We start from the raw sequence: 7,633 nt of genomic DNA on the forward strand, positions 1-7,633 counted from the left end.
CCGGCACGAGCGAGATCCACGGCGCGACGCCGGAACTCCGGCGGGTGAGGTGCAGGCACGAACGACATCCTCCCTGGCGGACCGGGTCCACCTCAGACGACGTGTCCGGTGTCAGGGGCCAACCTCAAACAAGATGTCGGCCTGAGCCGCGTCCATGAGCTGGTCAGCGGGGCCCCACCGGTTGGGGGGACCCGGTCTGATAAGCCTGCCGGAGGTCGTCGCGCGGGATGTCGGTCGGGACGTCGAAGCTGCCGTTCGCGATGGCAACCGCGATCACCGCTCGGTCCATCTGCAGTCCCTGCGCGGAGGCGAGTCCCGGCCCCCACAGGTCGAGGTAGTGCTCGCAGGTCTGCAAGCTCGGCGCGGGCCTGGACAAGGTTCCCGCGAGCATGCCCACGAGGGTGATCACCAGTACGGCGAAGACGGCGAACCCGGCGACGACCCAACGCCACCGTCCACCGGCCGCGAGGCGGCCGCGGGACCGGCGCGCGGCGGGCGCCGCCACCTTCGATGGAGTCCCCCCACCATGCGGTGTCCCGCACGTGGTGCAGACGCGGTCCTCGGGCCGACCCCGCCGCCCGCAGCCCATGCAGATCGACGACGTGACGGTCATGTAACCCCTCTCTGCCTGCGCCGTAGCCCGGCCGACGTGCCATCGGGACGCTGTCGGCGGGCCCTCGATTGGGATTGCGTGGCTGGGTGGCCGACTTCGGTGTCGGTTCCGCGTCTCGCGACTGCGCCGGCCCCGATGTGTCGAGTCGACGCGCGGTCACAGCGACGGTCAGCTCCGGTAGGCCTCGAGCGCGGTGCCGTACACGACGACGTTGTCCTCGTAGCTGTGTGCGTCGGTGTCGAAGGTCCCGCCGCAGGTGATCAGTCGTAGCTGCGGGCCTGCGGTGGGGCCGTAGACCGCCTGGGTCGGGAACGCGTCCTTATCGACCTGATCGACGCGGTCGACGCGGTAGACCACGGTCACCTCATCGGCGCGCTGCACCAGGACCTGATCGCCGGCGGCCACCTCGGCCAGGTGCGCGAAGGCACCGTCCACGCCTCGGTAGACCACGTGCGAGGAGTAGATCGCCGGTCCTCTTCCGCCGGGCGAGACGCCTCCGGTGTAGTGGCCGACTGTGGTCGCGACGCGGGGAACCTCCAGGCGATGGTCCGGGGTCTGGCCGAGATCGACCAGATCGCGGGTGCCCAGTGCGATCGAGGGCACGCGCAGCGACACCGTCGCGGCGGGATGCAGGGGCATGGCGACCTCGGCCCGCCCAGCGGGCAGGGCGACCGCCCCCGGACCGACCCGGCCGGAGCCCCCGAGCGAGATGAACGCGACCGCGAACGCCGCAACCGCGATCAGCGCGAGGCCGACCGGTAGGGCGAGACCCGGCCGCCTCGGTGCTGGCTCGGTCGATGACGCGGAGCCGAGCCGTGCGGCGTCCTTGCCGCCGAGGTGTAGACGCGGTTGGTCCTCGGGAGCTCCGCCCGGCGCGTCTCCGTGATCGCCAGGCCGGAGGGGGGAGCCGGTCACGGCGCGTTGCGGCGACGGCGCCAGGCGTAGCCGCCAGTGCCAAGGGCTGTCAGCCCGAGAGCACCCGCGGCGATCGGCACGATCGGCACCGTTGCACCGGAGCCGTCACCCGCGGCCACCCCACCCTCCGGGTAGGCAGCGTCCTGCACATCAGTCGAGGACGGCTCGCCCTGCTCGGTACCGCCCTGCACGACCTCGACCCGCTCGACGTCGCGACCGTTCGAACCGCAACGCACCGCAGTGCCGTCGCTGTAGACCACCCACCGGCCGCCGTTCCACAGATACACCGACCGCGGGTAGATGTTCGTCTGCTGGTTGATGGTTACCGGCCGGTTCACCACCGTCGACCCGGGAGACGAGGGACCTGGGTTGTCGGTGGTCGGGGTGGTCGGGGTGGTCGGGGTGGTCGGGGTGGTCGGGGTGGTCGGGGTGGTCGGGGTGGTCGGGGTGGGAGTCGTCGTTGGGGTCGGTGGGCACTCCCGACGGGCTTCCGCGAGCGCGCGGATGGCTTCCTGGAGGGCGTTGTTGGCGGCGTTCTGTGCGGCGAAGAGTCGGGTCTGCTTCTCGACGGCTCGCTGCGCGGTGAGCCGGGCGGCCTCGATGTCAGCGGCGGTGGAGTTGTCGTCGGCCTGAATCCGCTGGTACTCGGCCTGAGCCGTGGCCACGACGAGCTTCTGACGCTTGTAGGCGGCGACCGCATCGTCGAGGGCGGCCTGGCGCTGAGCGACAACCTGCTGGGCCTCCGCGACCTCCGGGCACCGCGTTGATACGGGTGAAGACGCGGGTGACTCGGCGACGGCGATGCCGGCGCCGAGAGGCAGCACCAGGCCGGCGGCCAGCGCGCCACCAAGCAGGACACGGAAACGGAGCGGCAGGGCGCAACGCTGGGACATCAGGTCTCCTCACACCTCGTCCGCAGCCGTGCTCGGCGGCGGTCACACGGGTAGGAGCAGTCGGTCCCAGCGACTCGCACACTTTTCCTTGAGCTTTCCCAAGATCTTTTTGGGGTTGCTCTGGAACAGGGTCGACATCGCGCAGCCGAGCGCCACGCAGACACGTCAGCCCGTTGAGCGCAAAGATCCGATCGTTGGGGCCGTGATCGGAAACGCTGCTCGCCGACGAACTGAAGCGCATCGGGTCTGGTGGAGGCTCTAGTTCCACAGGAAGGTCGCGATCGTGCCGACGCCGAGGTAGCTCAGCGAGAAGTGAGTCGCCCGACGTGCTGTCGTGGTGCGGGTCGTGGCGCGAAACGACGTCGACTGTTGGCTCGTGGTGCGACCGACGAGACGGTCGACGAGGCTCTTGAGCCTGGTAGAGGCTGCAGTCGCCTGGTTCTGGTGATCTTTTAATCCGCGACGAGGTCGGAGGGCATCGAGACGGATGGGCCGTCGTCTTCTGAATGCGCGGACGGACGAGGCCGGCGCGGTTGGTGTGGCCAGGCACGTCGGGTCGGGCATGGTCGGGTCGAGGTGCGGGGATGCGTTCCTCGACTTGGGCGGTCGGTGTCCGGTGCACTGCGTCAGTGGAGGTCGGGGAGCGGTGGGGATATCGGTCGCGGGCGGGTGAGAAGCTCGTCGAGGCCGAGGTGGTGCGGCTGGGCGCGAAGCGGCCCGCGCGGGTACGGGTTCGTTTCGTCGATCTTGACCATGAGGGCCGCGAGGAGTGGGTACCGCCAGCCCGGTTGAAGGTGCCGTGGGGGCAGGTCGAGGAGTTCATGGCCCGTGACCGCCGGTGGGAGGCCGCCCGGGCCCTCTCGCCGCGCGTGCTGGACAGGCCAACCGATGGCGCCGCGTCGCAGGTCATCGACGACACCTATGTGAACGAGACGGTCCGCATGGCGCACCGCAACGCTGATCGCGGGCTGCTCTACGTCGGGGACCTCGACCGGCTACTGCGTGATCTCGACTGGACGCACGAGCAGTTCGTGGAGCAGCCCGGGGTGTTCTACGTGGAGCCCGACGGCATCTGGGTGGCGCCGTGGCCGGTGACCGAGGCCGTCGCGCAAGCTCTGGCAGCGCGGCACGCTGACGCGCTGCTGGGCCAGGTCGCTGACGACGAGCGCCGGGCCCGCCTTGAAGCGGTGTATGGCCACGAGTACGGCAGGGGGAAGAACTCCTGGTCGGTCAGTCCGGAGATTTGCGCCGAGGTCGACGCGGAGCTCGGCGCGCCGAGGCGCGAGCTGCTGCGTCGCTGGTGCGGCGCCGATGCGGTGGACCGGCGAGACGAGCTCGAGGCGCTGCGCAGTGAGGTTCGCCGCTTGGGCGAGTTGGTCGTCGCGGCGATTGAGGCGCTGCGCACGGCAGGGGCCGATAAGGCCGCTGCACGGGTGGAGAAGCAACTCGGCGTCCATCTTCCCAGCTGAGGCGCGCCGGACTTGCCTAGCGCTGGTCGGGGCCGTATGGGCTCCAGCCGCGTAGGTGGGGCCGGAGCTGCTCGGCGGTGGCCTCGATCTCCTCCGGCGCGAGGCAGCCGGCGACGAGCGGGTCGATGCTCTCGGCGTAGGCGTCGGCCCAGTCGACCCACGCGTCGACCTCGGCACGGTCACCGGGGTGCTCCCCGCGGTCGGCTCGGGCGGCGAGGGTCCGCGTGAAGGCCCGGATGCGCTCGGCGTCGTGCCAGGCCTCGACCTGGCGGAGCAGCTCGTCGCGGCGGCGTTGTTCGCCGAACGCGCGGCGGGCGTGCTCGATGGCTTCGTCCCACCGCACCTCGCGCTGGCGGGACTGCTCCTGCTGCGCCTGCCGGCGGGCGACGGCGTCGTCGACGCGGCGGTCGATCTCGGCCAGCACATTGGCCAGCTTGTCCTCGAGTCGCCATCGGGTGCGGTCGGCCCATCGGCGACGCCGTCCCCGTCGATCCCCGTCGTCGCCGAGCTGCATGCACAACCGCCCGGTCGCCACCCAGCGTTGTTCGGTCTGGACCCGCTGCCAGGAGTATCGAGGCGCCTTATCGCCGAGCTCGGCCGCGGTGGGCGCCACCGCGCGGTGCTCGCGCTCCTCACCACACTCGACGGTCTCGGTGTGGCCGTCACGGTCAAGGGCGAGCGTCGAGAACGCTGCCGCCCACGCGACCGTGTAGTGGCGCGCTTCGGCGGTCTCGATGAAGACCTGCAGCAAGCGCAGCGCTCGCGGCAGCGACGCCGGCTCGACGTCGAGATGTGTGCCCAGTTCTTCCGGCGAGCCCAGCAGGGGATGCGCCTCCACGATCTCGCTGGGCACGAGCAACCGGTCGGGACGTACGGGCGGAGCTTGTTCGACAGGCTCGAGCCAGATCACCAGGTCGCCCCGGTCGCGGCCGGTATGGCGCAGCCGCATCCCGGGTGGGGTCAGGTGCTCGCGGCGGACCGCGTCGATTGCTCGCCGCCACACCGCCCGCACGGCCGGGTCCGGGTCGGCAACGTGAACTCGCGGGTCGTTGCCGCCGAGCCTGGCGAGCAGCTCATCGGCTCCGATGTCCTCGGCGCTCACCCTGCAGGATCGTCCACCCTCGGCCACCACCCCGTCATCCGACGAAGTCGAATCGGCGGCGACTCACCCCGGCCGAGCCCGCTCCCGGCGGTCTGGTGTGGCCTCCTTCGTGGCCTCAAACCACGGCGGGCGGTGGGACCGGGTGTGCGTCGTGAACTCGGTGACGTGCACCGTTGGACGCACCGAGCACACCGTTGGTGGTGACGAGAGTTCTCGTAATGCGTAGGTCGTCGGTTCGATTCCGACAGGCGGCTCCACAGCTCAGGGCCCTGTCGTACTTGCGGCAGGGCCCTGCTCATGTCCATTTCGTCGCCTCCTCCGTGCCCGGGAGCTGCTTCCGCTGTATCTGCCGGCGGACCCGTCATCGCGCACCGAGTACCGGCCCGGCGAGCTCGCCCAGTGCGACCTGTGGTTCCCGCCGACGCCGGTGCCGCTGGGTGCAGGCCGAATCGGGACGCCGCCGGTGCTGGTGATGGTGGCGGGCTACTCGCGGATCATGACCGCCCGCATGATCCCCTCGCGGCAGGCCCGGACCTGCTCGCCGGGACGCGTCCGCGCCGCCGGCAAGTCCGACGAACAACGTGATCAACACCAGCTCGAGGGGTCCACTTTCGGCCGTCGCCAGGGGCTCCAGGTTCAGCCGCCGGTGACATGAACCTCGGTAGATCGGAGCGCGAGGGTCGAGTCGCCCTCTCCCGGCCGCGTGCCGACGCCTCGGGTTCGCGGGCCCGCGGGACCTCGCCGGTCACGAAGGAGAAAGGCCCGCCAGGCTTCGACGGCCAGCACGCCGCGGTTATCTGTTGAGCGCCGGCGCTGCGCTGCTGAGAGGATCCAAAGGCGACAGGAGCACAGGATCTCTCACTATTAGTGCTCGACTGAGCACGGTCCGTTTCCTTGTTCATACCTCCGGCCCAACACGTGCTTATCGAGGCTCGCACGCGACTACAGTCCAACAAACAGGTTCTCTCGGGACGCGCGGAGGTTGCATTGCGCAAGCTAACAGTTCTCATCAGCTTCGAGCCGCAGGGCACTCCACCTAGCGGCGACCCTCCAAGCTTCGACGTGAAGTCGGGCACCGGAAAGATCACTCTTCTTGAAGGTGACAAGACGAACCTCCCGGCAGAGGTCTCGTACGAGACGCACGTCGAAATGACCAGCGAGAGCGCGTTCGTCGAGACTGGGTCTCTTTCCTTTGATGGGGGCGGCCTCAATCTCACCACGATTGGCAGTGGAGTTCTCGAACCCGCGGCGGAAGAGGGAACACTCCAAGGAGCAGTCATGTGGCGCGTCGAGGGTACCGGCCGGTACGAAGGCGCCACAGGTCTTCTGTCGTCATGCTTCGCTGTCAACACGGAGGACGGCATCGGAACGGAGAAGCAGGTCCTCCGTCTGTTCCTGCCCTGAACAAGAGCGGCTCGGTCGCGGCCTCAGGAACATTCCTGCCGGTGAGGGGTCAAGGCAACTGTCTCGGCTACCGCGAGGCATCGCCCGCCAGGTGAAGGGGCCACGCTATTCGCGCGTCGGGTACCGCGCCTGACCCTCGTCCGAGCTATAACGCGGTCTCATGATTCGATGATGGGCGGAGGTCCCGCCACCGTCCGATGCAATGTGGTCACTCTTCGTCTCGATGGCGAACCTGTAGACCGCGCGCCCGCTCAGCGGCATGATTCGAGCGAACTCTTGCACTGCCTCCGATGCGTCCCAGAGGTGATTGACGTGGCGTCAGATCACAACGAAGCTCGTGAGCTCATTTCTAAGATCGGCGAAGCGATAAATGAATTCGTCAAAGGAGACGCGCAGGCCTATAAAGCCTGCTGGTTACGTTCAGCAGAGACAAGCATCTTCGGCGGTCGGGGCGATCACGAACTTGGCTGGGAGCAGGTCAGTGCCCGCCTCGACTGGGCGGCATCCGGGTTCGAGAGCGGCTGGACGGAGCAGGAAGTTCTTGTGAGCGCATTCGGTACGGAGTTCGGATATATCGTGAGCCTGGAACGAGGCGAGCAGACCGTCGCAGGACGAGCTGAGGCGTCATCGAGCATCTTGCGAGTTACTCACATCTTTCGTCGAGGACCCGGTGGCTGGGGAATCGTGCATCGCCATGCTGACCCGGCGATTTCAAGGACTTCGCCGGAAGCGATTCTCGTTTCGGGGGAGACGTAACCCTCCGTCAAGCTTGCACCCCATGAGGCTCAAGGGCAAGGCGCGCAGGGCGAGGGCGGCCCGCATGCTCGGCGAGGAGGACGCCCGGAGCAAGGACCTTCGCAGCCGGCGATTTACGGACGCTCCCATGGTTGGACAACTATAGTCGGGCTGCCTGATTCGAGCTGGCGTAGAGCTGTTGGCCGAGCACCGGCTCAAGCAGCGCCGGGTCTCCCGGTCGGTCTTGCACTGGGTGCGGCAGCGCTCGTTCGGCGCCTGTCCGCGGATCGAAGCGTGCCCGAGAGACCACGACGGTATGGATCGCCGGAGGAGCTGCCGATCTCGCCAGCGGTTGAGGCGATGGCGCAAGGTCTGCCTAGTGCCGCGGCAAGGAACGTTGGCGCTGTAACCGAGGGCTTGATCAGGATCTTGAGGGGTTGGAGGCTGTCGCCCGGGAGGTGGGGCGATGGCACGGCCTGCAGAGGTGTTCGTCCGGGAACTG

The 7,633-nt window shown here is 68.6% G+C and carries 8 protein-coding genes; 4 read left to right on the top strand and 4 right to left on the bottom strand.

What is annotated here, in order from left to right:
- Positions 1–163: 163 nt before the first annotated feature.
- The 3 genes from QSK03_RS32600 to QSK03_RS32610 all read right to left on the bottom strand — a co-directional run bounded on the left by QSK03_RS32600 (position 164) and on the right by QSK03_RS32610 (position 2,421).
- Positions 164–505, bottom strand: a complete 342-nt coding sequence (locus tag QSK03_RS32600) for a hypothetical protein (protein ID WP_285659985.1) — start codon at positions 503–505, stop codon at positions 164–166.
- A 276-nt stretch (positions 506–781) separates the two neighbouring features.
- Positions 782–1,228 (bottom strand): sortase domain-containing protein, encoded by a 447-nt coding sequence (locus QSK03_RS32605; protein ID WP_285659986.1) that lies wholly within the window; start codon positions 1,226–1,228, stop codon positions 782–784.
- 296 nt (positions 1,229–1,524) lie between these two features.
- Entirely contained in the window at positions 1,525–2,421 is an 897-nt protein-coding gene (locus tag QSK03_RS32610) for a hypothetical protein (RefSeq protein WP_285659987.1), read from the bottom strand.
- A 629-nt stretch (positions 2,422–3,050) separates the two neighbouring features.
- Here QSK03_RS32610 and QSK03_RS32615 point away from each other — a divergent pair.
- Positions 3,051–3,890: a hypothetical protein gene (locus tag QSK03_RS32615; RefSeq protein WP_285659988.1), complete on the top strand. Its 840-nt coding sequence runs from the start codon at positions 3,051–3,053 to the stop codon at positions 3,888–3,890.
- 16 nt (positions 3,891–3,906) lie between these two features.
- Here the strand turns inward: QSK03_RS32615 and QSK03_RS32620 are convergent, their stop codons facing one another.
- Positions 3,907–4,992, bottom strand: coding sequence for a hypothetical protein (locus tag QSK03_RS32620; RefSeq protein WP_285659989.1), 1,086 nt, complete (start codon positions 4,990–4,992; stop codon positions 3,907–3,909).
- A 463-nt stretch (positions 4,993–5,455) separates the two neighbouring features.
- Here QSK03_RS32620 and QSK03_RS33495 point away from each other — a divergent pair, with 463 nt between their 5' ends.
- The 3 genes from QSK03_RS33495 (at position 5,456) to QSK03_RS32635 (ending at position 7,152) form a co-directional block, all read left to right on the top strand.
- Positions 5,456–5,647, top strand: coding sequence for a hypothetical protein (locus tag QSK03_RS33495; protein WP_502872248.1), 192 nt, complete (start codon positions 5,456–5,458; stop codon positions 5,645–5,647).
- Positions 5,648–5,886: 239 nt separating this feature from the next.
- A complete protein-coding gene (locus tag QSK03_RS32630) occupies positions 5,887–6,396 on the top strand; it encodes a hypothetical protein (RefSeq protein ID WP_285659990.1) in 510 nt (169 codons plus the stop codon).
- Between the two features lie 312 nt (positions 6,397–6,708).
- On the top strand, positions 6,709–7,152 hold the full coding sequence (locus QSK03_RS32635) for a YybH family protein (protein ID WP_285659991.1): 444 nt from the start codon (positions 6,709–6,711) through the stop codon (positions 7,150–7,152).
- Positions 7,153–7,633: the final 481 nt, after the last annotated feature.

The organism is Actinomycetospora sp. NBRC 106375, from assembly GCF_030269665.1.
Lineage (GTDB): Bacteria > Actinomycetota > Actinomycetes > Mycobacteriales > Pseudonocardiaceae > Actinomycetospora.

Bases quoted from the DNA above. Each gene is read 5' to 3' on its own strand.
- QSK03_RS32610 (WP_285659987.1), bottom strand. From the start codon at position 2,421: ATGTCCCAGCGTTGCGCCCTGCCGCTCCGTTTCCGTGTCCTGCTTGGT.